The sequence below is a fragment of the Paraburkholderia sp. J67 genome (assembly GCF_905220265.1).
Lineage (GTDB): Bacteria > Pseudomonadota > Gammaproteobacteria > Burkholderiales > Burkholderiaceae > Paraburkholderia.
The window spans coordinates 159,707-182,756 of record NZ_CAJMZK010000010.1 but is presented as its reverse complement, the minus strand read 5'-3'; the positions used below and the strand labels follow the sequence as shown (position 1 = coordinate 182,756).

Genomic DNA, 23,050 nt, shown 5'->3' with positions numbered 1-23,050 from the left:
CGCACGCCCCGGCGCTGCACTTTCCTGCCCTTGAACAACGCTCCCATTCTCATCGTCGAAGACGACCCGGACATCAGTGCCCCTCTTGCGCAATTCCTTAGCGGCAAGGGCTATCGCACGCGTGTGGCCGGCAGCGCCGAGCAGGCGCTCGCCATGCTCGCGCAGGAAAGCGTGGAGCTGGTGCTGCTCGACGTGATGTTGCCGGGCATGGACGGGCTCGAACTGTGCCGCCGCCTGCGCGCCTCGGGCGGGCCGCGCATCATCATGCTGACTGCGCTGGTCGAGACCACGGACAAGGTGATCGGCCTCGAACTGGGCGCGGACGATTACGTCGCGAAGCCCTTCGATCTGCGCGAACTGCTCGCGCGCATGCGCTCCGCGCTGCGTCGTCCGCCCAGCGGCGCGCAGGAGGAGCCGAGCGCATCCAGCGACGCCGCGCGCGACCCCGGCGCCGAACTCGTGATCGCCTTCGCGGGCCACACCTTCTTTCCGTACCGCCGTTTCGTGCGCTCGCCCGCAGGGCTGCGCATTCCGCTCACGGGCGCGGAAACCGATCTGTTGCTGGTGTTCTGCCGCCACGCACGCCAGGTGCTCTCGCGCGAGGAACTGATCGCGCTCACGCGCGGCAAGAATTTCCCGATCGCCACGCGCTCGATCGACCTGCTCGTGAGCCGCCTGCGCCGCAAGCTGAGCGGCGACGATCCGCTCGAAGAAACCATCCGCACGGTGCGTGCGGACGGCTACGCGTTCCAGCTCGACGTGGTCTTCGAGTGATGCAAGCCTTGCGCCGCTTCTTCTCCACCACGCTCGGGCAAATCCTCGCCATCATCGCGTGCTCGTCGAGCATCACGTTCGGCCTGTTCATCCTGCTGCTGTTCAACCCGGGCGGGCCGCCCAGGCCGCCGTGGCCCTGGACGCCGACCTATCGCATCGCCAGCATCGCGCGCGTGCTCGCGCAAACGCCGGTCGATGCGCGCGCGAGAACGGCGCTCAGCCTGCAAACGCCCAGCCTCACGCTGGGCATGACCAAGACGCCCGCGCGCTGCACCGTCAACACGCTTGACGACAGCGAGCTCTATCACACGCTGAGCGACGAACTGCGCGACATCGGCGCCACCATCAGCGTTCATTCGTGCGACGCGCGCGATCCGAACGGCACGATCCAGGTGCTCGTGCGCCTGAAGGACGACGACGCGATGCAACTCGAAGCGCGTACGCAACGTGTCGGCCCCGAGCCGCCGCGCCTGCGCTTCCCGTTCTACGGCGCCGCGCTGTTCATGTGCGTGGGGCTGCTGGCGATGTCGCTGTGGGCCGTGGCGCGCGTGATCCGTCCGCTGCGCCGTCTCGCCGACAAGGCCGAGGCGTTCGGCCGCGAGATCGCGCTCGCGCCCATCGAGGAAGAAGGCCCGCTCGAAATCCGCCGCGCCGCGCATGCGTTCAACCTGATGCAGGAGCGCATCACGCATTCGCTGCAAAACCGCACGCGCATGCTTGCGGCGGTGAGCCACGACTTGCGCACGCCGCTCACGCGCATGCGTCTGCAACTCGACACCAACGAGAGCGAGACCGTGCGCGACAAACTGCGCAAGGACATCGACCTGATGCAGACGATGGTGTCGTCGGCGCTCTCGTATCTGAATACGGGCAACGACGACGAGAGCAAGGAATGGCTCGACCTGAGCGCGCTGATCGCGACGATCTGCGACGAGTATGAGGAAGCGGGCGCCGCGATCCGCTACGAAGGCCCGCGCCAGATCCGCTGCTTCTGCCGCCCCGACGGCATGCAGCGCGTGCTGGCGAACCTGATCGACAACGCCTTGCGCTTTGGCGAGACGGTGGTCGTGGTGGCCTCGGTGCGCGAGGACACCATTCTGATCGACGTGAGCGACGACGGGCCGGGCATTCCCGAAACGCGCCTGCGCGACGTGCTCGAACCGTTCGTGCGTCTCGATCCTTCGCGGCGCGGCCAGCCAGGCAGCGTGGGGCTCGGACTGTCGATCGTGCGCGACATCGTGCGCGCGCATGGCGGTGAGCTCAAGCTCATCAACCGGCGTCCCGTCGGGCTGACGGCGCGCATCGTGATGCCTCAGTGCACGCACGATCAGGACGCCAAAGCGGAGCTCTCGCAGCGCTAACGCTTGACGGCGCGCCTGACGTTTTGACTGAAGTTTTGCCGCTCATGCGTTACGATGCGCGGATGTCCCTGCCCGTTCGCACCCGTCGACGTCTGTCCGTATGGCTTGCCTTGCTCGCCATGTGGCTCGTCGTGGTCGTGCCCGTGGCGAGCCAGTTGATCGCTTCGGCGCGGGCGGCTTCGCCCGATACCGCCAGCGTGCTGTGTTCGGCGAGCGCCACTGCTGGCACCCCAGCGGCATCGCATCTTCATCTTCATGCGGACAGCCTCGCGGCCTGCGGCTACTGCACGTTGCTCGGCCATCAGCCCGCGATGTCGGCCCCGCCTGCTGCTTTTGCCGCGCTCGATATTGCCGAAAGCGCGCCTGCCGCCCCACTCCCCCGCGCGCAACATATTCCCGCCGACTTTCCGTCTGGAAGGCCGCGCGCCCCGCCTGCGTTTTCGGCTTTTTACGCCTGATATTCCGCGCTTTTGCTGCGGCACCGTGCTCACGCACGGGCCGCGTTTGCGCGCGTATTCGCACCCTTCACGCTTCAACCACGATCAGGAGAAACTCCATGCATCGCTTTTTGCGCCAATTCGCTTTCGCCCTGCCGTTCGCCGCTGCCGCACTGCCAGCTTTCGCCGCGCCCTCAGGCGCGATGACGGTGTCCGACTGCTGGATCCGCTCGATGCCCGGCGATATTCCTTCGGGCGGCTATTTCAAGCTCATGAACATGAGCGACAAGCCGGTCGATCTCACGGGCATTCACGCCGACGCCTTCGGCATGGCCATGCTGCACCAGACGCAGAGCAGCGGCAGCGCCTCGAAGATGGCGATGGTCGATAAGGCGAGTGTGCCGGCCAATGGCACGCTGGCGTTCGCGCCGGGCGGCTATCACGTCATGTTCGAGAAGGCGAAAAAGCCCTTGACCGTAGGCTCGACGATTCCCGTCGTCTTTCAGTTCAGCGATGGCGAGAAGGTCGAGGCGCAATGCGCCGTGAAGAACGCTGCGGGTCAGTAAGACCTCGCAGGTCACCGATCCGCGTCTCGATGCATGAGCGGATCGGTCACGATCGAGCGCCGTGAATCAGGCCGCCAGCGCGCGCGCCGATTGATCCACACAGGCGACGATCGCGTCGCGCGTATTGAGCAGATGCACGCGCGTCTGCTCATGCACGGCCGCGGCGTCGCGCGCGCGCCAGGCCGCGAGCAATTGCGCATGTTCCTCGTTGTTGTTCGCCATGATGTCCGGCTGCACGTACATGGAGAGCGACACATAGGGCCGCGCCAGCAGCGCAAGCCCGCGCACCACCTCGAACAACCGCGTGTGCGCTTCGCAGGCCATCAGATGCTGATGGAATTCCTCGTTGAGCAAGGCCCATTGCTCGGAACTCGGCGCAATGCCGCTCATGGCTTCGTGGCTTGCCTGCGCCGCCTCGAGTTGCGCCACGCTTGCTCGCGCACAGGCGCGCGCGGCCAACATCGGTTCGAGCATCATGCGCAGTTCGTAAATCTCGCTGACATCGTCGGCGGTCAGCCCGCGCACTTCGACACCCTTGTTCGGATCGATCGCCACGAGCCCTTCGGCGCGCAGATCGCGAAACGCCTCACGCACCGGCGTCGTGCTCACACCGAGACGTTTGGCGACTTCCTCCTGGCGCAGCCGCGTGCCCGCCGTATAGACGCCCTGGAGAATCTCCGCGCGCAGCGTGCCGAGTACGTACTCCTGAATGGTGCGATACGGCTTGGTCATGGTGTCTCCTGGACCGATGCGGGTTTGATGTTTCTGATGACCTTGTGCGTTACACCGCCGCTTCCGTGCGATCGGGCAGTTCGAGATCGCGCCGCGCGCCGATGATGCGTTCGATCCACGAGGCCACACGCAATGTCGAGAGATCGGCATCGAACGCGCCGACGATCTGAAAACCCAGCGGCAATCCGCTTTCGGTCCAGCCCGACGGCACCGTCACGGCGGGCACGCCCAACAGGCTCCACGGCGCGCAGAATGTTGGGTCACCAGTATCGTCGAGCCCGGCCGGCGCCGCCCCCGTGGCCGGCACGCTCACAAGTGCATCGCAGCCCGCGAGCAGTTCAGTCGATCTCGCGCGAAGTTGCGCCTGCAACGTCAAAGCCGCCTGATAACGCGCTTCGGGCATCGCCGCGCCTTCGTCGATCAGCGCGCGCATGTGCGCACTCAATTCGTCGCGATGATCGCGCGCCTCGAGCGCCATCGCGCGCCACGCATCCACGCGCAAGATCACCTGCAAGGCGTCGACGATCTGGGCGAGGTCCGCATCGAAAACGATCTCGCTCACCTGCGCGCCCGCCGCACGCAACTGCGCGAGCGACGCTTCGAAATTCGTTTTCTGCGCGTCCTGCAAGCGATCGTCGAACGGTGTGCGTACAACGCCCAGACGCGGCGGCACGGCCAACGGCGCGAACCACGCCTGCCAGGTCGTTACGCTCTCGGCCACCTCGGGACGCCGCGCCACGAACAACGCATGTGCGAGCGCCGCGACTTCGACATCGCGCGCGAAAAAGCCGATGTGATCGAGCGACGCCGCAAGCGCATGCACGCCCGCGCGCGAAATCGTGCCGTAGCTCGGCTTGTAACCCACGACGCCGCAATAGGCGGCCGGCCGGATCACCGAGCCCACTGTTTGCGTGCCAAGCGCGAGCGGCACGATGCCCGCCCCCACCGCCGCCGCCGAGCCGCTCGACGAACCACCCGGCGTATGATCGTGCCGCCACGGATTCACGGTCGGCCCCGGCTGACGCCACGCGAACTCCGTCGTCACCGTCTTGGCGAAGATCAGCGCGCCAAGCTCGCGCAGTTGCGCGACGACGGGCGCATCGGCCAGCGGACGATGCCCGCGCCAGATCGGCGAACCGTAGGCGGTCGGCATATCGGCCGTGTCGATCAGATCCTTCACGCCCACGGGCAGGCCCGCGAGCGGCGCGCACGCATCGGGCTCGACGTACGACCCAGGGCGATACGTGAAGGCATGCAGCGACGCTTCGAGCGCCTCGGCGCGCGCGACTGCTTCGTCGATGCGCGCGCGGCTCGCAGCCACGTTGCCGCGCTGCGCAATCAATGTCGTCACGAACGACGATTTGGCTTCGTTCATTCTGCGCTTCCCTTCGAGGCGTCCGCGCACGGCGCGAACGCGATGGCTCAAACGTGACAGCGGATCGCGCGACGCTTATTTTTTCGCGGCGGCAATGGCAAACGAGTTATCGACCGCGCTCGCATAGGTCACGCTGCCCGGCTTGATATTGCCGATCGACACCTGGAGATCCAGCGCGTTATGGAAGGCCTGCTCGGAAATCTCGGGCGTCGGCGCGTAGATATTCTGGTCGATCAAGCGGCCCACCGCCGCTTCGACGATCTTCGCGTCGAGCGAGGGGAACTCCGCCTTCGCCACGGCCTTGGCCGTATCCGGCGATTGATGGATCAGCGCCTCGGCTTCGCCAATCGACTTCACGAATGCGGCCACCATCTGCGGCTTGTCCTTGATGGTCGAGGCCAGCGTGTCGATGCTGGAGAACGCATAGCCGCCGGGATAGGCCTTCGGGAAACCGTAGACGATCTTGTAGCCCTGCGAAATACCCGTATCCGCCTGCGGCTCATAGACGGCCGCCGCCTGGCTGCGGCCCGCGCTCACCGGCGCGAGTTCCGTGCCCAATTGCACCGTATTGAGCGACACCTTCTCTATGTTCTGATCCTTGATCAAGCGTTGCAGCAAATACGTGCTGGTCGAAGGCGGCAAGGCCGTCGCCACGCTCTTGCTCGACATATCGCCAGGCTGATGCACGCCCGCATCGGGCGGCGCGATCACCCACACCGGCACGCCCGCCACCACGTTCGCCACCGCCATCACGTTCGCGCCCTTGAGGTTCGCGAGCACGGCCGTCATCGGATCCTGCAGCGAAAAATCCGCATGACCGCCGATCACCGCCGCCACACCCGCCGCGCCGCTGCCCGCCGTCACCTTCTTCACGTCGAGGCCATTCTTCGCAAAGATCCCCTTGTCGATCGCCACATAGAGCGGCAGATACTGGATCGACTGGAACGCCTGATAGACCGTCACCGGCTCCGCCGCCTGCGCGCTCACCTGCACGCCCAGGCCCGCCATAGCGGCCGCCAATGCCATCGCGCTGACTCGTTTCATCGTGTTGCCTTCCATGAAATGACCTTTGCTTCCGTGAATTGAACGATAAAGCCCAGCAGCGTCGCCATCAGCGTGAGCACGATGATGCCGAGCCACACCGTATTGAGATCGAACAGCGATCCCGCGACGAAAACCTCGTGGCCGAGACCGGCCTGCGATGCGATGTACTCCCCCACCACCGCGCCAATCAACGCGAAGCCGATATTCACGCGCAGCGTCGAGAACACCCACGGCAGCGCGCCCGGCACGATGAGCTTCGTGAAGATCATCGACGGCTTCGCGTTGAAGGAGCGGAACAGGTTGAGCAGATCCTTGTCCACTTCGCGCGCCGCCGCGCAGGAAGAAATCATCGCCACCGCGAAGGTGGAAATCCCCGCCAGCCAGACCTTGGACGTCATGTCCGAGCCGAACCAGATAACGATCAGCGGCCCGAGTGCGATCTTCGGGATACTGTTGAGGATCACTGACAAACCTTCGGCCACACCGGACACGCGCGGCACGAACCAGAGCAGCAGCCCGAGACCGATGCCCAGACCGCTGCCCACCACGAGGCCGACCACGGTTTCATACAGCGTGACGAGCGTATCGGGCACGAGCGTGCCGCCATTGAGCCCCTGCTGCGCGGCCTGCCAGATCCCAACGGGCGAGCCGAGCAGCTTGCCATTGATCCAGCCCGCCGACACCGCCGCCTGCCAGAGCGCGATCAACGCGACGACGATGAGGGCAACCGCGCCCGTGGTGCCGAGCTTCGCGGCGCGACGCGGCTTCGCGCGCCGGCGCGCGGGGGCGTTGGAGGAAATCGCGACGTCGCTCATGCCGGGGCTCCCGCGTGCTGGATCGTGTGGCTGCGCAGTCCGTTCCAGACGCGCGAATGGAAGGTGCGAAACTCGGGCGCCTCGCGTGCGGAGACCGCCGTGCGCGGGCCATGCGTGGTGAGGCGCACGTCGATATCGTCCTCGATGCGCGCCGGGCGGCCGCCGAGCAGAATCACGCGGTCGCTCACGGCGATCGCTTCCTCGATATCGTGCGTGACGAGCACGACACTCGTGCCGCTCTGTTCGCGCAGCGCCATGACGTCGTCCTCCAGCGCGAGACGCGTTTCATAGTCGAGTGCGGAAAACGGCTCGTCGAGCAGCACCAAGGTAGGATCGACGAGCAGCGTGCGCGTGAGCGCCACGCGCTGACGCATGCCGCCGGATAGCGAATGCGGATAGGCGTCGGCGACTGCGCCGAGCCCATAACGCGCGAGCATCTGACGCGCACGCTCAAAGTCGACGGGCTTGACCTTGCGATACAGTTCGATGCCGAGCACCGCGTTTTGCAGCACCGTGCGCCACGGCATCAGCAAATCTTTTTGCAGCATGTAGGCGATGCGCCCCGCGCTGCCGTCCTCGCGCCTTTCCACGCTGACCTGGCCCGACTGCGGCTTGATGAGGCCCGACACGAGATTGAAGAGTGTGCTCTTGCCCGCCCCGCTGCGGCCGACGATCGAGACGATCTCACCGCTTCTGACGCTGAAATCGAGCCGCTCGAAGATCGGCACTTCAATATCGTCTGCATTCCGAAATGCATGACTGAGTTGCTGGACCTTCAAGCGGTCCGTGCCCGACGCGTGCGTCGAAGCGGTTTCCCCCGCATGCGGGGACGCAATGGCAGAAACACTCATGGGCATCCTCATCGGTACGTGACGTACGTTTGCGCTGTGCACAACACATAATGCACAGTCAAAAAAACGCGACGCAAGCGAAAAAAATTCCCGGCGCAATTGGGGAATTACCTGCCCGATCGTGGTGCGGTGGGGTTATCGCATGGGCATGGGGTGCACCAGAGGCGCGTGTTGGGGGGGCGCTTTGGTGCGTGAGGGGGGAGAATTCACGCGATACGCCCGTCGAAACCCATTGGATTCGGCTCGGCCGGATTGATCGAGATTTGGGCAATAACTGCGGTACATCAAATTCGCGAATCGCGCCCAATCATGTCGCATTGCCCATGCACCCATTCAAGCTAAATCCGTGACAGGATGCGATCGCAGACGCACGGAAAACCAGCGACGCATTCATCGCGTGACAGAGATTGAATTGCCGCCCATCTACTTTCTGGAGATAGCGAAGTGTCAGATATGTTTCTCAAGATCGTCGGCATTTCCGGCGAAGCGCAGGATGCCGTCCACCAGGGCGAAATCGATGTGACCAGTTGGCGATGGAAGATGGCGCAGCAGTCATCCATGATGTCGGGATCAGGTGGAGGCGCTGGCAAAGCGACGATTAACGACCTGGAGATCGTCCATCAAATCGACCGTGCGAGCCCGAATTTCATGCGCTACTGCTTGACCGGCCGCCACATACCCGAGGTGATTCTCACCATGCGCAAGGCAGGCGGCGCGCCACTCGATTTCCTCAAGATCACGATGGGCAACGTCGTGATTACGAGCGTCGAGCCCACCGGAGCGAATAACCACTTTTGGGAAAAGGTAACGCTTTCATTCGCGAGGGTGACGCAGGAATACACGGTTCAAGGCAACCTCGGAACGAGTAACGGCACCGTTACCGCAAAATTCGACATCAAGGAAAATCTGGACAGTTAGACATGCCGAGATTTAACTATCCGGCTCTGCTCATTGGCTTCGTCGTTGCGATCATTTGCGCGATTACCGCGTTTCATACGCTGGAATTCCTCAGCACTTCCGTGACCGCCGACGGTGTGGTCACTCATCTTCCCTTCGGCCCATACCACCCCCAGGTCAGCTTTACGACGTCCAGCGGGGAGCAGATCGAATTCCCTGCCGGCGGCTTCGTCCATCAAAACCTCGGCGATCGAGTTCGTGTCAGATATGTGCCGGATAAACCGTTCTCCAGCGCAAAAATCGATACGGTCTGGAGCATATGGGATTTTCCGATCGTGCTTTTCGCCTTCGCGGCCCTGTGGATTCTGGTCGGCGTCCGCAACATTCCATTCAAGGGATGGAAAAATGATCAATCTGCGAAATAGCAACTGGACATTCGCAACAAGCGCGGGCGGCGAGGCTCCGATAGGAGAAGTTGTGACGTCAGGAGGAATACTTGTCTTGCGGGAACCGGCGAAGAAGCAGCATCGATTCGCGTATCACGGACTCGGGATCAGCGTCGGCGCTCCGGTTAGCCGATTCCTGCCGAAGGTAGCGTTGCCGAGAATCGTGCTCAACGGAAAAGAATTAGGCGCGACGGGCGCAACAACCGACTTTCCGAGCGGCGGTACGGTGTACGCGAGCGCGCCACCAAAGGCGAACTGACCACGCATGACCTGGAAGGGGCTGCAATCTTTGTGGAACTGGGTGCGGGGCTTCTGCTGGGCGGGAGCGTGACGGCGATTTTTACCGGCGTGTCCGAGTATATGGAGCAGGTGGGCTGTATGTTTCCGCAGTTCATCGGAACCGCGCTCTCAACTGCACGCGCCGCGATCTTTATGCATGGCGTGAGCGAGGGGTTACAGCAAAGCCTGAGTGTAGGACTGATGTTCGGACAAGTCACCTATAAGGGGATTGAGTCCGAAAATGAATAGTAGACGCTGGTCAGCCTCGCACTTTTGCGGGGCTTTCCGCGACGACTCTACGACGCCTCGAACCGCGTCAACTTCAGAAACCGGTAATACACCGTCTCGGCGTTATACACAGCGATAATCAGTCCCGCACGACCATCGAGAAAACCGCGCCGCAGCACATAGGTGCGAATAAACGCCCACGCACCGCGCCCGAGCGCCTTTCTCACGCTGCTTTTCTTGCCACCCGCGCGCCGTTGCTCCGCGCCAAGCGTCGAGTACGAATCCATCTTGCGCAGCACGGTTTCGTAGTTGTCGTAGGAATAATGCAGCAGCTTGCCTTCGAGCCTTTTGCACGGCACGTCGTACACCAGACGTTCGTGTACGAGATCGTCGGAAAAGCGCGCCAGCTCGCGCGGGAAGAGGCGCGGAATCCAGTCGGGATACCAGCCGGAGTGATAAATCCACTCACCGCAAAAGCTCGACAGCCGATCGACCGCATAGGCGGCCAGGTCCGACTCGGCGATGGCGCGGCGAATCGACTCCGCCAGTTCCGGCGTAACGATCTCGTCGGCGTCGAGGGAGAGAATCCACGGCGTGGAAAGCTCGGCGATCGCGCGATTCTTCTGCGCGCCGAAGCCCGGCCAGTCTTTGCCTTCGATCACGCGGGCGCCGTGCTGGCGTGCGATCTCGACGGTGTCGTCGGTGCTGCCACTGTCGAGCACGACGATTTCGCCCGCGAAGCGCACCGATTGCAGGCACTCCGCCAGATGCTTTGCGGCGTTCATCGTGATGATCGCGACGCCTAGCTGTGATGCTTTCAAATCATCCTCGCTTTTTCAAACCGGTACGTGCCAACGGCAGTACGCCATTGGCACGCGTGGAGGATTGGTCGCTGCGTAGGACCGTGCGGCTCGCAGCGTTTCATGCGGGTCAGGCCAGCGTGGCAGCGTGCGGCACGATCACCGCGCCTTGCGGCCCGCCACCGCCGGGGCCGCCGCCAGGACCGCCACGGCCACCGGGACCACCCGGACCACCACCGCCAGGGCCGCCCCAGCCCGGGCCGCAATACGGCCACAAGCAGCAACCGCCGAGCGCCGTAGCCAGCGCAAGCGCGCCAGCCAGTGCGATCCATTTCTTCATGCTCTTACTCTTCATCAAACAGGGGATAGCGTTCAAACGCGGGGCAGCGGGCTCATGTAGAGTCGAGCCGCGTCATGATGGGCCGTATGCTTGCAGAATCCAGACGGCTCGTGGTTACGCAGGTTTACGCACCCTTTCCTTACCTTCCCCGCTTTTCATGGCTTTCGCGCAGCATCGGCGCGATTCGAGCCCGTCACAGAAGGCGTGAGCACACGCAGGGCGCGTCACCCCGATCAGCTGCTTAGCAATGCCGATTGTTCAAATTCGTTACTCATTGCCTACGCGTTCTGGGCCGCCGCGCCGGAAAGATTCAGAAAGGCGTCGTCAGGGCAGAAGACATAGCCGTCGCGGTAACGCGTCTGGATGTATTGACGCCCGCAGGGCGACAGGCCCAGCAGCTTACGCAGTCGAAAGACAACGACGTCCAGGCTGCGCGCATGCAGTTTCGAGTTGCGGTCGAGCTGGCTCAGAATGCGCTCGCGCGAAAGCGGGCGCATCCGGTTCGCAGCGAACACGGTGAGCACGGCGAGCGCGAGCGGCGGCGCGGCAATGCGCGCGCCGTCCTTGAACAACTGATTGCCGAGCGCATCGATTTCGAAGCCATCGAACGCGTAGCGCGCTTCCTTGCGCGGCAGATTCGGCAAGTCGACCTTGCAGCGCAGCGCGTGGCGCATGCGTGCGAGCAGTTCGCGCGGGTCGTACGGATCGACCAGATAGTCGTTGGCGCCCAGCTCGAAGGCCAGCACCTTGTCGGCCACGTCGGTGGAACGGCTCACGATGATCACGGGCACCGCATAGCCCGCTTCGCGCAGGCTGCGCAGCGCGCCGATGCCGTCGATCTCGCACGCCTCATGGCGAAGAATGATGAGCGACGGCATTTCGCAGGCGAGGCGCTGTTCCAGCCCTTGTGCGCCGTACAGCACCGACATGTCGATCTGTTGGCGCTGAAGATAGCCGCGCAGGTTGTCCCGAGACACCTGATCAGGCTCGACAACGAGCACGTGAGTATCCATCGATCTGTCCCTCGCTTGGGTGTTACAGGCCATCGTTCGTGCCCCGCGCGACAGGGCCGGCGAGCACGTTTCGATGTGCGACGGATGATACGGAACAACCGTGGAGGAAAAAGAGGCGAAAACTGGAGAAAATGTGAATTCGGGCCGCGCATGCGACCCTTCGCCGCCGCTTCGGGTGAAAATGGCGCTGAATTGATCTCATTATCGTTTTCCGCTGACCGGCTCATGAAAGCCAGCATTACTTCCAAACTCTTTCTGGCGATTTTTTGCGCCTGCGTGCTCGTGGCCGTCGCGATGGGCGTGGCCATCCGGGCGAGTTTCGAATTCGGCTTCGTGGATTTCCTGCAAGAGCAGGAAGCGTCCGATATCACGTCGCTCCAGCGGGAACTGGAAGCCGCATACGCCCAGCATGGCAACTGGGACTTCATGCGCAACCTGATGCAGGGTCCGCCGCCTGACGAGGGCGTGCCGCTGCCCGGCGAGCCGCCAGGCCCTGGCGACGCGGGGCCGCCCGGCGGCCCGGGTGGACCCGGTGGACAAACCGGACCAAACGGGCAAATTGCACCGGGCGGACCAGGCGGCCCGAATGGCGCGAATGGCGCCAACAGTGCGGGCGGCCCGGACGGCATGCGCCCTGACGCCCGCACGGACTCGCCGTTCGGGCCAGACGCCGAGCGCGCGCGCCCGCATCGTCCGCCGTTCAGGCTCTATGACGCGGACATGAAACTCGTCACCAGGGCCGGCCCGCCCCCGCCGCCCGATGCGGTGCGCCACCCGCTCAAGTTCAACGGCAAGGTCGTGGGCTGGATCGCGGTGACGGGACCCGCCGCGCTCATCAATCAGGCCGAGCAGCGCTTCAAGGACCGCCAGATCCAGGCGACCTGGATCATCGTGGGCTTTACCGCCCTGCTCTCCGCCATCATGGCGATCGTCCTCGCGCGCACCCTGCTCACGCCGATCAAGCGCATCGTCACGGCGACCCATCGCCTGGCGGGCGGGGACTACGCCACGCGCGTGCCCGCCAAGGGCCGCGACGAACTGCAGATGCTCGCGAGCGATTTCAACCGGCTCGCCGCGTCGCTCGAAAAGGCCGAAAGCGACCGGCGCGACTTCATCGCCGATGTCTCGCACGAACTGCGCACGCCGCTTTCGGTGCTGCGCGGCGAGCTCGAAGCAATCGAGGACGGCGTGCGCCGCCCCGATGCGGCGACGATCGCCTCCTTGCAGGCCGAGGTCGCCATGCTCAGCCAGCTGATCGACGATCTGTATGAACTCTCGCTCGCCGACATCGGGCAACTCTCGTTCGAAAAGGTGCCGCTCGATCTGGCGCCCATTGTGGAAGCTTCGTGCGACGCGTTTCGCGAGCGCCTGGCGGCCAAGCAGATCGCACTCCAGTTCGAGTCGCGCGACGCCCACGCCACGCTGTCGGGCGACCCCTATCGCCTCACCCAGCTCTGGAAAAACCTGCTGGAAAATGCGCTGCGCTATACCAATGCGGGCGGGCGCGTGCACGTTGCCATCACGGCCAACGACCATGCCGTACAGGTGGATGTTCAGGATTCCTTCCCGCCCGTGCCCACTCCGCTTTTGCCGCATCTGTTCGACCGGTTCTTTCGCGTCGACCCTTCACGCAGCCGCCAGAGCGGCGGCGCGGGGCTCGGTCTCGCGTTGTGCAAGCATATCGTCGAGCAGCACGGCGGCACCATCGAGGCATCGCGCTCGCCGCTGGGTGGCCTGCGCATCCTCGTCCAACTTCCACGTCTATATACGCAATGATTGACCCCACCACCCGGCCTTCCATCCTGATCGTCGAAGACGAGCCGAAGCTCGCGGCGCTGCTCGCCGACTATCTGGCCAAGGAAGATTTCGCCACCACGATTCTGGCCGACGGTCGCGAGGTCGTGTCCTGGGTGCGCGAGCACGCGCCCTCGATGGTGCTGCTCGATCTGATGTTGCCGGGACGCAACGGGCTTGAGATCTGCCGTGAATTGCGCTCGTTTTCGGCGGTGCCGGTCATGATCATCACGGCGCGCGTGGACGAGATCGATCGTCTGCTCGGGCTCGAACTCGGCGCCGACGACTACGTCTGCAAGCCGTTCAGCCCGCGCGAGGTGGTAGCGCGCGTCAAGGCGATCCTGCGCCGCGCCGAGCTGCTCGCGCGCGCGCATCAGCAAGCCGAGGGCGCGGTGCCTTCGCCGTTTTCGATCGACGTCCCGCATCACGCCGCGCGGCTCGATGGCAAGGATCTCAATCTCACGCCGATCGAATTCCGACTGCTCGCGCTGCTGCATGCGGGCGCGGGCCGGATCTACGCGCGCGACTATCTGCTGCGCGCGGTCTACGAGGATCATCGCGTGGTGGCCGATCGCACGATCGACTCGCACGTCAAGAATCTGCGTCGCAAGATCCAGGCAATCCGGCCGGATCAGGACATGATCCGCTCGATCTATGGGGTGGGTTATCGTCTGGAGATGGAGCCGGTCAGCGACTGATGACCGGGCCGCGGGGGGCCGCGGTAGTTACTCCGCCGTCAAGCGCGCAAACGCGGACAACACACGCGAACAGGTCAGCGTCTCGCGCCAGAAACGCTCCTTGAGCGCGGCGCCCGGCAGCCATTGCCACGGCAACACCACTTGCGCATTGCCCCAGGCCGGACGCCAGCGCTGCGCGACCGTGCGACGCCGGAACAGGCTCAAGGTGGGAATCCCCAGATTCGCGGCGAGGTGCCCCACGCCCGAATCGTTGCCGATGAACCAGCCGGATTCGTAGAGCCAGGTCGCCAGTCCATCGAGATTCGAAAACGTATGGACTGCAAAGCGACCCGTGAGCAGATCGTTCCAGCGATCCAGCTCGCCGGGCGCCATGACGAATGCGACTTCGTAGCCCTGCCGTTCGAGGCGGCGCGCGAGCCGCGCGAAACGCCCCGGCAGCCAGCGCTTGTCCGGCGTGCTGGCTTCGGGGTGAATCACCACGCGCCGTGCGTGGCGGCGATGCTGAAGACCGACACGCGGCACGAGGCCGTTTTGCGTGCCGGTTTCGGCCATCCCCAGTTCGACGCGGCAGAACTCCGTGAAGCGCGCGAGCATCGGGCGCGGCTGCGCCTCGGTGGCAAACGAGCTGAGCATGATCACACGCGGATGCATCGTCGGCAGGTTCTGCACCGGCTGATGATCGTGCATCTGCACGACGATATCCCAGGCCGCCAGCGCCTCGCGCAATTGCGCTTCGACGGGAATCGGCCGGATATCGACCTCGGGAAACCAGCCGCGCAACGCGTAGGCCACGCGGCCGAACACCGCGACTTCGTCGCCGTTATCGAGCAGATTGCGCACGATCACCATCAACAGCAGCGTGTCGCCGAGCGCATTCGACGTGATGATCGCCACGCGGCGGCGGCCAGGATGAGGAGTCGGAGCCATCACGCGAGCGCCTCCCGCAATTGATCGAAGGCCCGCACCACGCGCGCCACGCTCAGTGTGTATTTCCAGTAACGCTCGCGCAGACGCGCGGTCGGCAGATAGGCGCCCACCACGACGCGCCCGACGGCCCAGCCCGGTTGCCAGGTCCGCGCGAGGCCGCGCCGCATGAAGAGTGAAAGCGTCGGCACCTGCAAGCTCGACGCAAGGTGGCCGATACCGGAATCGTTGCCGATAAACCAGCCCGATTCGTAGAGCCACGCCGCAACCTTGTCGAGCGAGCCCAGTTCCGGCAAGTCGATGCCATAGGCCTCGACAAAGGCCCAGGCCTCGCGCTCCTGCGGCGCGACCACGAATTGCGGATGGAATCCGAGCTTGCGCAACCGTAAGGCGAGTCGCACGAAGCGCGACGGCAACCAGCATTTGTCGTGGGTGCTCGCGGTCGGATGAATGGCGATGCGGTTGCGAAAGCGGCGGTGCTGCAAGCCGTCGGGCGCGGTCATGCCGTTGTGCTTGGCGGCCTGCTCCAGACCGAGTTCATCGCGGCAGAACTGCATGAGGCGATCGGCCATCGACTTCGGCGAGCGCGCGCGGCACGTGGATTCGAGCAGCACCACGTCGGCGTGGTAGAAGTCGGGGCTCGCGAGCGGGCCGTTGCGACGCATCGCGATCACGCGATCGAAGCCCGCCAGCACGACAGGCGCCGTGTCGGGCGTCGGTTCGGGCTGGATGTCGACGTCAGGGAACCATGCGGCCAGCGCCACGGCGTTTCTGCCGAACACGTTCACGGCGACGCCGTTCGCGTGCAGATTGCGCACGACGATCATCATCAACAGGGAGTCGCCCAGCGCGGAGGACAAAACCACGGCCACGCGGGAGGCCGGCTGCAAAGCTCGCATCGTGATTCCATTCGGAGCGGCTTTCGGCGACAGTTGACGATCACCCGCCGTACGACGCCCGCAAAATTAGACAAGTACGGGCGGCAGCTTAGCGCGCGGAAAATTTCAGGCGGTTACTTGCAGGTTACGGCGAATAACGCTGAAAACAGGCTGAATTCACGCGCACAGCCTCACGAAGCGCGCCGATAGACACGCGCTCATGCGTGCCTGAAATATCCGTTAATAAGACGCGCAGCCCCGGTAACCCAATGGAAGGCGCGATCGACTATTGTGACGGCATTGCAACCTGCCACAGACTTGCCATGTCCACGCATCGTCCTTTTTATTGCGAACGTGTCACGTACGCGGGAGCCCATACGCATGGCTGAGGGCGTCACGGCCGTCGTGCGGCAGATCAGCTCGGCCGACCTGAGCGCGGATGGCGAATTCCTGCTGATCCACGACGGCGACGCCACGGCGGCGTTGCACCGCTCGGTCTTCAACGATCTGCTGGTCGCGTTGCCCAATGCGATGGAGAAGATCCAGCGCATCGACAAGAGCCCCGCGCCGTCGTTTACGCTCATGCAGGCGCGCGGCTGCGAGATCGGCCGGCTCGACGGCACGCATCAACTCGTGATCCGCTTTCGTCTCTCGCGCACCGCCAGCCTCTCGTTTACCGTGCCGTGCGAACAGGTTCCCGGCATCGTCGAAGCGCTGGAAAACGCCGCTCACCACGAAGCCACGCTGCCGCCTCGCGCCACGTGGCTGCAATGAAGCCACAATGACGCCGCGCATGGGCGCGCGCGAGCGCGCCCGCCACGCGCTTTCCCCGGACTTTCCGCAATCCCCTGCTGACATCGCCCATTTTGATTCTGCGTGACGTAGTGCGCGGCTTTCGTCTGAAGCCGCTGATTTCCCTGTTGCTCGTCGTGCCCGGATTCGCGCCGCCGATGGCGCTCGCGCAGTTGGCGGGCGACGCTTCGCAGCCCGCTTCACTCGGTGACGCCTGGGCCTTGCGCGTCGATCCGCAATTGCAGGAACATCCGCTGCAATCGGGTCAGAAAAGCGCGACCGCCGCGCTCGCCGATTCGATGACGGGCACGACCGATACCGACTTCGCGCTCGCCGGCCGTGCGGAATTGCGCCGCTACGACTCGGTCATCAAGGGCGACAAGCTCCATTACTTCGACGACAGCGACACCGCCGACGCCTATGGCCACGTGAGTCTCACCCAGGGCGGCGTGACCTTCTTCGGGCCATACGCGCACATGCGCGTGGAGGCGGAGCAAGGCTATATCAGCACACCGCGCTATCACTTCGTCACCAATGGCGGCTGGGGTTCGGGCACGCGCGCGGACCTGATCGACAACGAAAACGCCGTGATCCACGACGGCACCTACTCGACCTGTCAATGCAGCGGCGAGCCCGCGTGGTATCTGCGCGCCTCGCAGTTCGACATGGACAGCGGCTCGAGCACGGGCGTCGCGCGCAACGCCGTGCTGTTTTTTCAGGGCTTTCCGCTCTTTGCGAGCCCCTGGCTGTCGTTTCCGCTCGACGACAATCGCCGCACCGGCCTGCTGCCGCCCACGTTCTCGTTCAGTTCGACGGGCGGCTTCGATCTGGCGATGCCGATCTATTTCAACATCGCGCCGAACTACGACCTTACAGTGACGCCGCGCATCATCAGCCGTCGCGGCGAACTGATGAGCGTCGACTATCGCTATCTGGGCAGCAACTACAGCGGCGAATTCTCGGCCCTGGTGCTGCCGCACGACGCACTGACGAATAGCGAACGCTACTCGCTCTCGATCAAGCACGACTGGCAGATCGGCTCGGGCTTTTCGGCCTATGTGAATTACAACCGCGTCTCGGACGCGAACGTCAACACCGATCTGATTTCTTCCGGTCAAACGCTGGTGGGATCGACCACGCTTTACGATCAGGAAGCGGGGCTGCGTTATGCGAATGGTCCGTGGTCGGTGCTGCTGCGCGAACAGCGCTGGCAGTCGTATTCGGGCGACACGATCTATAACCGCGAGCCGCAGATCAACGTGAACTACGCGCGCTACAACGTGGGCGGGCTGGACTTCGGCGCACAGGCCGACGCGTCGCGCTTCACGATGTCGAGCGGCGATGTCGCGCAGGGCAACCGCTTCGTCTTCGATCCGTATGTGTCGATGCCGATCGTGCGACCGTCGTGGTACATCACGCCCAAGGTGCAATGGCACTTCGCGGCCTACGATCTTTCCACGCTCGGCAGCAACCCGCTGGCGGGCCAGCCGCGCAATTTCACGGTCAACGTGCCGACCGTCAGCCTGGATTCCGGCATGACGTTCGAGCGCAGCATCACGCTGTTCGGCCACTCGTATATCCAGACGCTCGAACCGCGGCTCTATTACGTCTACACGCCGTACCGCAACCAGAACTACGCGCCGCTATTCGATACGGCGCAAAGCGACTTCGGTCTTGCGGAGATTTTCACGACCAATAGTTTCGTTGGCGACGACCGGATCGCCGACTCCAATCGCATCACCGCCGCCGTCACCACGCGTTTCGTCGATGCCGCCACGGGTTCCGAAGCGGCGCGCTTCGTGCTCGCGCAGCAATACAGCTTCACCACGCCGCGCGTGACGCTGGTGGCCGACGGCAGCACGAACGATCTGACCCGCACGGGCGTGATCGCGGGCGGTTCGCTGAACATCGGCAATAACTTCAAGGCCGAGCAGGCCGTCGAGTACGACGAGGTGAATTCGTACCTCTCGCATTCGAGCACCGGCTTTTCCTGGGCGCCCGAGGCCGGCAAGGTCGTGAACATGGCGTATCGCTATACGCGCATGAACGCTTCCGACGACGCCACCGAGCCGGTCAGCCAGTTCATCGTCTCGGGCCAATGGCCGTTGAGCCGCCATCTGTCCAGCGTCGCGCGCGTGAACTTCGACATGCATGATCACCGGCTCATCGCCGGTCTCGTGGGCTTCCAGTACGACGCCGACTGCTGGGCGATCGGCATCGCCTTCGAGAAGTACACCAACGATACGGGCTCGACGACGGTGCCAAGCACCGGCAGCCGCGTGCTGATGCAGTTGCAGCTCAAGGGCCTGTCGAAGGTCGACAATGGCCTCCTGAACCAGTTCAAGGACAACGTGCCGGGCTATTCGCCGCTGCCCGACAACAGCGCGCCGGTTTCGAAGTTCACCGACTATCAGTAATGCCTGCGGCCGCGCCCGCTAGTGCGAGATGCTTTCGAGCGACTTGCCCAGCGTGCGCGGCCCCATCAGCCCGATCGCCACGATCACGAGCGACATCGCGCCCGCGATGAACACGAACACGCCCGCCACGCCGAACTCGCGCAGCGTGAAGGCGATCACGAACGAGCTGAACACCGCCGACAGGCGACTCCACGAATAGACGAAACCCACGGCGCGCGCACGGATCGCGGTCGGATACAGCTCCTGCTGGTAGGTGTGGTAGCTGAACGAGATGATGTTGCCCGCCAGCGTGAGCAGCACGCCGAGCGTGACGATCGCGCCCGCCGCGCGCACCTGGCTGAACAGCAGCCCGGCGACGATGTTGACGGCGGCCATGAAGACGATCACATGCTTGCGCTCGAAACGATCCGCTATGGCGTAGCCGAGCAAGGGACCCAGCGGCGCAGCGAGCCCGATCACGGTGGTGTAGAGCAGGCTCGACGTGACCGTGACGCCCTGCTTGACGAGCAGCGTCGGCACCCAGTTGGCGAAGCCGAAAAAGCCGATGGTCTGGAAGATGTGGAACAGCACGAGCATGATCGTGCGCTTGCGATACGGCGGCTTCCACATATCGGCGAAACCGGCCTTGGGCGTCACGGGATCGGCCGGGCCGGGCGCGGGAAGCGCGCGGCCATACTGGCGCTCGACCACGGCTTCGAGGCGCCCCAGCACGGCATCCGCTTCGTCCAGGCGCCCCTGGCCCGCGAGCCAGCGCGGGCTTTCCGGCAGATTGCGCCGGAAATACCAGACGAACAGCGCGCTCACGCCGCCCAGCAGCACGACCCAGCGCCACCCTTCGAGGCCGTAGAACGTGTGCGGCACCAGCAGATACGAGAGATACGCGGCCACCGGCACGGCGGTGAAGCCCACCGTCTGGCACACGGCGAAGGCGCGGCCACGCAGATGCTTGGGCGCGAGTTCGGACAGATATGTGCCGATCGTGACCAACTCCACGCCGATCCCCATGCCCGAGACGAAGCGCCAGAAGTTCAGCCCCGCGGCGCTGTCCTGGAAGGCCATCACGGTGTTGGCCACCACGTACCAGAGCATCGACCACGTGAAGATCGCGCGGCGGCCGAAGCGGTCCGCGAGAAAGCCGCAAGCGATCGTGCCCACGAACAGCCCGCTGAACAGCGCGGCGATGAAGCCCGCGATGCCCGAAGTGCCAAAGAGACCCGGCGTGGTGGGCGTGAGGATGCCGCTCTTGACGAGGCCCGGTGCGACGTAGCCGGTGTAGAGCAGATCGTAGAGTTCGAAGAAGAAGCCGAGGCTCAGGAGCAGCACGAGCTTCCAGATCGCGCCCGTGGCGGGCAGGCGGTCGAGGCGCGCGGATATCGCGCCTTTGTCGGTACCCGGTGCGCCCGCTTGAGCTGATGCACGGTCGGTGGCGCGCGGTTGGGGCGCGCTCTCCAGAGAGGCCATGCCTGTCTCCTGAATCGTAGTTGGATTGAATCGGCGACCGCTGGCCCTCAGGTCGGCGGATCGTCGATTGTATCCAGGCTCGCCGGGTTGGCGAGCCGCCTCCTGATTCTTGTGCGCTTCGTTTTCGTTTTTATCCGCGTTTTATTCGTGCTGCGCGCGTAGTTCGGCGAACGACGCGATCTGCCCCGCCAGCGCGCTCGCCACCACGGTCGGCGGGCTCGCGAGCCAGACCTGCCCCGGCCCCGAGCGGCCCGGGAAATTGCGGTTGATCGCGCTGATCGTCACTTCGTCGGCCTGCGTCGAGGCCCCGGGCCCGCAATTGGCGCACGCGCCGCACGAGGGCTGCAAGAGGATCGCGCCGACCTGTTCGAACGCCTTCAGATAGCCGCGCCGCTCGCAATAGTCACGCACATCGGAGGTGCCGAACTGGAGATAGAGCCGCACGTGCTCCGGCACGCGCAGGCCGCGCTCAGCAGCCCAGGCGAGCACCGCGTGGTAGTGGTCGAAGTCCTCGCGCTTGCCGGCCGTGCAGGAGCCGCCATAGGCGATGTCGATGCGCGGGCGCGCCGCCAGGTCGCGCAGCGCCACGCCGTTGCCGGGGTCGCCGGGAGCGGCCAGCATCGGCGTGATCTGCGTGCAATCGACTTCGATGATCTCCGCGTAGGCCGCGCCTTCGTCGCTGCGCATCCACGGCTCGAGCGCGAAATCGACGCCGCGCCGTTCCTTGAGAAAGCGCACCATCACGTCGTCGGGCGCGACGATGCCGGTGAAGCCGCCCAGTTCGGCCGTCATGTTGGTGAGCGTCGCGCGTTCGTCGATCGTGAGTTGGGCGATCGCCGTGCCTGCGAACTCGAATACCTTGCCCACGCCCAGTCCCGCGCGAATGCGCGCATCGGCGAGCAGATGCAGCGCCAGGTCCTTCGCCGTCACGCCCGGCGCCACCACCCCGTCGAAGCGGATCAGCAGCGATTGCGGCACCGTCATGCGCACCGCGCCCGTGACGAAGGCATTGGCCATGTCGGTCGTGCCCACGCCGAAGGCTACGCAGCCAAGCGCCCCGCTGTGCGGCGTATGCGAGTCCGTACCCACCACCACCTGGCCGGGCAGCGCGTAGCGCTCCGCCATCATCGCGTGCGAAATGCCTTCGGAGCCTTCCGCGGTCGTATCGCCCGACGCGCCCAGATAGCCGTGGTCCCGAATGCCGTACTCGCTCGCGAACTGCCGGTGCGCCGCGGACAACTCGCGCACGTCGGGCAGCAGGCCGTTGCGCACATGCAGCGCGCTCTTGTGCGCGTAGGAGAGGTGATCCTCGAACGCGAGGATCGTCTGCGGTTCGTAAAGGGCGAGCGGTCGCCCGAAGGTGGCGTGCAGCATGTGCGTCGCCATGCCCGTGTAGTACTCGTGGATGAAGCGCCAGTCCGCGCGCACGAACACGCCCGCGCCGGGTGTGATCGCCTCGCTCGTGCCTTCGGTGCGCAATGCGTGGCGCTCGAGGATCTTTTGCACGAGGGTGCGTGGCGCATCGACATCGGCAGGCGGCACGGGCCGGATCTCGCGCATATAGCGCGCGCCGTAGCGCAGCAGACCACCGCTGCGCAGGACCGCGGCGGCAAGCGCATCGCGCGAGGCCACGAGTTCGTCGATGGCAATCGCCTCGCCGCGCCGGATGCGCTCGATCAGCCCGAAATCGGTCGAGGTGAACAGGCCCAGATTGTCGGCGTTCTGCCGATAGATGCGCTCGAAGCTCTTCGCAATCACCAGACGGATGCCCGCGCGGTATTCGGCAAGCGGGCTGTGCTCGCGCGACGAACCCTTGCCGTAGCGGTTGCCCGCAACCGTCACGCAAAAGCCGCCATTGCGCACGCCGTCCATGCCGATGGGATTGCGCTCGCCCACGCGCAGGCCCACATAGGGCACGCGGGCGAGGCGCTCGTCGAAGCGCGTGAGCACGCTCATCGGCGTGATTTCGTCGGTGGAGACGTCGTCGCGCAGCGTGTCGGGCGCGACCTCGTGCAGATCCACGCCCGCAAGTTGCTGCTCGATCTGCGCCGGGTCCGTGGCGAGGAACAGAATCCGGCCGCTCAAATCCAGGGTTGCCATCCAATTTCTCCTTCAACAGCAATCTAGA

23 protein-coding genes are annotated in these 23,050 nt (G+C 64.6%); 11 read left to right on the top strand and 12 right to left on the bottom strand.

All coding sequences use genetic code 11. The features are described from left to right. The first annotated feature begins 30 nt into the window (after positions 1–30). From U5782_RS20100 to U5782_RS20085, 4 genes are all read left to right on the top strand, one after another. Positions 31–774: a response regulator transcription factor gene (locus U5782_RS20100; protein ID WP_322045629.1), complete on the top strand. Its 744-nt coding sequence runs from the start codon at positions 31–33 to the stop codon at positions 772–774. Further along, complete coding sequence (locus U5782_RS20095; protein WP_322045707.1) at positions 774–2,135, top strand: ATP-binding protein; 1,362 nt, start codon at positions 774–776, stop codon at positions 2,133–2,135. The genes U5782_RS20100 and U5782_RS20095 overlap by 1 nt, the downstream gene beginning before the upstream one ends. A gap of 62 nt (positions 2,136–2,197) precedes the next feature. Then, positions 2,198–2,593: a DUF2946 domain-containing protein gene (locus U5782_RS20090; RefSeq protein ID WP_322045628.1), complete on the top strand. Its 396-nt coding sequence runs from the start codon at positions 2,198–2,200 to the stop codon at positions 2,591–2,593. Between the two features lie 98 nt (positions 2,594–2,691). Continuing rightward, positions 2,692–3,138, top strand: coding sequence for a copper chaperone PCu(A)C (locus U5782_RS20085; RefSeq protein ID WP_322045627.1), 447 nt, complete (start codon positions 2,692–2,694; stop codon positions 3,136–3,138). A 66-nt stretch (positions 3,139–3,204) separates the two neighbouring features. On the opposite strand, the gene U5782_RS20080 is transcribed toward U5782_RS20085, so the two are convergent. The 5 genes from U5782_RS20080 to U5782_RS20060 all read right to left on the bottom strand — a co-directional run bounded on the left by U5782_RS20080 (position 3,205) and on the right by U5782_RS20060 (position 7,955). Beyond that, complete coding sequence (locus U5782_RS20080; RefSeq protein WP_322045626.1) at positions 3,205–3,870, bottom strand: GntR family transcriptional regulator; 666 nt, start codon at positions 3,868–3,870, stop codon at positions 3,205–3,207. A 49-nt stretch (positions 3,871–3,919) separates the two neighbouring features. Beyond that, entirely contained in the window at positions 3,920–5,245 is a 1,326-nt protein-coding gene (locus U5782_RS20075) for an amidase (protein ID WP_322045625.1), read from the bottom strand. A 75-nt stretch (positions 5,246–5,320) separates the two neighbouring features. Then, positions 5,321–6,289: an ABC transporter substrate-binding protein gene (locus tag U5782_RS20070; RefSeq protein WP_322045624.1), complete on the bottom strand. Its 969-nt coding sequence runs from the start codon at positions 6,287–6,289 to the stop codon at positions 5,321–5,323. Next, the gene (locus U5782_RS20065; RefSeq protein ID WP_322045623.1) at positions 6,286–7,104 is read right to left on the bottom strand and encodes an ABC transporter permease; all 819 of its coding nucleotides are present in this window, start codon (positions 7,102–7,104) and stop codon (positions 6,286–6,288) included. The genes U5782_RS20070 and U5782_RS20065 overlap by 4 nt, the downstream gene beginning before the upstream one ends. Beyond that, a complete protein-coding gene (locus U5782_RS20060) occupies positions 7,101–7,955 on the bottom strand; it encodes an ABC transporter ATP-binding protein (protein WP_322045622.1) in 855 nt (284 codons plus the stop codon). Before U5782_RS20060 ends, U5782_RS20065 begins: the two co-directional genes overlap by 4 nt. Before the next feature lie 453 nt (positions 7,956–8,408). On the opposite strand from U5782_RS20060, the gene U5782_RS20055 reads away from it, so the two are divergent. The 3 genes from U5782_RS20055 (at position 8,409) to U5782_RS20045 (ending at position 9,826) form a co-directional block, all read left to right on the top strand. Next, entirely contained in the window at positions 8,409–8,873 is a 465-nt protein-coding gene (locus U5782_RS20055; protein WP_322045621.1) for a type VI secretion system tube protein Hcp, read from the top strand. A gap of 2 nt (positions 8,874–8,875) precedes the next feature. Beyond that, entirely contained in the window at positions 8,876–9,277 is a 402-nt protein-coding gene (locus U5782_RS20050; RefSeq protein WP_322045620.1) for a DUF3592 domain-containing protein, read from the top strand. Positions 9,278–9,589: 312 nt separating this feature from the next. Continuing rightward, positions 9,590–9,826 (top strand): hypothetical protein, encoded by a 237-nt coding sequence (locus tag U5782_RS20045; RefSeq protein ID WP_322045619.1) that lies wholly within the window; start codon positions 9,590–9,592, stop codon positions 9,824–9,826. Positions 9,827–9,873: 47 nt separating this feature from the next. On the opposite strand, the gene U5782_RS20040 is transcribed toward U5782_RS20045, so the two are convergent. From U5782_RS20040 to U5782_RS20030, 3 genes are all read right to left on the bottom strand, one after another. Then, on the bottom strand, positions 9,874–10,626 hold the full coding sequence (locus tag U5782_RS20040) for a glycosyltransferase family 2 protein (RefSeq protein ID WP_322045618.1): 753 nt from the start codon (positions 10,624–10,626) through the stop codon (positions 9,874–9,876). Positions 10,627–10,735: 109 nt separating this feature from the next. Then, positions 10,736–10,945, bottom strand: coding sequence for a hypothetical protein (locus U5782_RS20035; protein ID WP_322045617.1), 210 nt, complete (start codon positions 10,943–10,945; stop codon positions 10,736–10,738). 278 nt (positions 10,946–11,223) lie between these two features. Further along, positions 11,224–11,958: a response regulator transcription factor gene (locus tag U5782_RS20030; RefSeq protein WP_322045616.1), complete on the bottom strand. Its 735-nt coding sequence runs from the start codon at positions 11,956–11,958 to the stop codon at positions 11,224–11,226. 225 nt (positions 11,959–12,183) lie between these two features. On the opposite strand from U5782_RS20030, the gene U5782_RS20025 reads away from it, so the two are divergent. Together U5782_RS20025 and U5782_RS20020 are read left to right on the top strand one after the other, a co-directional pair. Then, the gene (locus tag U5782_RS20025; protein ID WP_322045615.1) at positions 12,184–13,734 is read left to right on the top strand and encodes an ATP-binding protein; all 1,551 of its coding nucleotides are present in this window, start codon (positions 12,184–12,186) and stop codon (positions 13,732–13,734) included. Further along, complete coding sequence (locus U5782_RS20020; protein WP_322045614.1) at positions 13,731–14,450, top strand: response regulator; 720 nt, start codon at positions 13,731–13,733, stop codon at positions 14,448–14,450. Before U5782_RS20025 ends, U5782_RS20020 begins: the two co-directional genes overlap by 4 nt. Before the next feature lie 27 nt (positions 14,451–14,477). Here U5782_RS20020 and U5782_RS20015 read toward each other — a convergent pair whose 3' ends face one another. Together U5782_RS20015 and U5782_RS20010 are read right to left on the bottom strand one after the other, a co-directional pair. After that, positions 14,478–15,377: a glycosyltransferase family 9 protein gene (locus U5782_RS20015; protein ID WP_322045613.1), complete on the bottom strand. Its 900-nt coding sequence runs from the start codon at positions 15,375–15,377 to the stop codon at positions 14,478–14,480. Further along, a complete protein-coding gene (locus U5782_RS20010; protein ID WP_322045612.1) occupies positions 15,377–16,273 on the bottom strand; it encodes a glycosyltransferase family 9 protein in 897 nt (298 codons plus the stop codon). The genes U5782_RS20015 and U5782_RS20010 overlap by 1 nt, the downstream gene beginning before the upstream one ends. A 360-nt stretch (positions 16,274–16,633) precedes the next feature. On the opposite strand from U5782_RS20010, the gene U5782_RS20005 reads away from it, so the two are divergent. Further along, entirely contained in the window at positions 16,634–17,026 is a 393-nt protein-coding gene (locus tag U5782_RS20005) for a hypothetical protein (protein ID WP_322045611.1), read from the top strand. A gap of 146 nt (positions 17,027–17,172) precedes the next feature. Further along, entirely contained in the window at positions 17,173–19,461 is a 2,289-nt protein-coding gene (locus U5782_RS20000) for an LPS-assembly protein LptD (RefSeq protein WP_322045706.1), read from the top strand. 18 nt (positions 19,462–19,479) lie between these two features. Here U5782_RS20000 and U5782_RS19995 read toward each other — a convergent pair whose 3' ends face one another. Together U5782_RS19995 and U5782_RS19990 are read right to left on the bottom strand one after the other, a co-directional pair. Beyond that, complete coding sequence (locus U5782_RS19995; RefSeq protein ID WP_322045610.1) at positions 19,480–20,922, bottom strand: MFS transporter; 1,443 nt, start codon at positions 20,920–20,922, stop codon at positions 19,480–19,482. A 141-nt stretch (positions 20,923–21,063) separates the two neighbouring features. Then, entirely contained in the window at positions 21,064–23,022 is a 1,959-nt protein-coding gene (locus tag U5782_RS19990; protein ID WP_322045609.1) for an aconitase family protein, read from the bottom strand. Positions 23,023–23,050: the final 28 nt, after the last annotated feature.